The sequence below is a fragment of the Streptomyces sp. URMC 124 genome (assembly GCF_051386455.1).
GTDB lineage: Bacteria > Actinomycetota > Actinomycetes > Streptomycetales > Streptomycetaceae > Streptomyces.
On the sequence record NZ_JBPQTS010000550.1, the window covers coordinates 1 to 253 of the forward strand.

The following is a 253-nucleotide window of genomic DNA, read 5'->3' on the forward strand; positions in this document are numbered from 1 at the left end:
TGTCCGCCCATTTTCCCGGGGGGATGCTGCCGAGGTCCAGCTCCATTCCGAAATAGCGACCAACGTTGATCGTGCCCATTTGAATCGCGGTTACGGGGTCAACCCCTTCTTCCATCGCCCGCCGCACGATATGGTTCATATGGCCGAGCCGCACCAGCGTCTGCGGGTATACATCGTCGGTAATGAGCGACATGTTGTCCGTGCGCACCTTATCCTCGGTCACCACTTTGATGACCTCCTTGATGTCCTGCCA

At 57.7% G+C, this 253-nt stretch carries 1 protein-coding gene; it reads right to left on the bottom strand.

Going from position 1 to position 253, the window contains the following annotated elements; translation table 11 throughout:
* Window positions 1–226: amidohydrolase family protein (locus ACSNOG_RS33655; protein ID WP_436756464.1), on the bottom strand; the 226-nt coding region annotated here is incomplete at its 3' end.
* Window positions 227–253 lie beyond the last annotated feature (27 nt).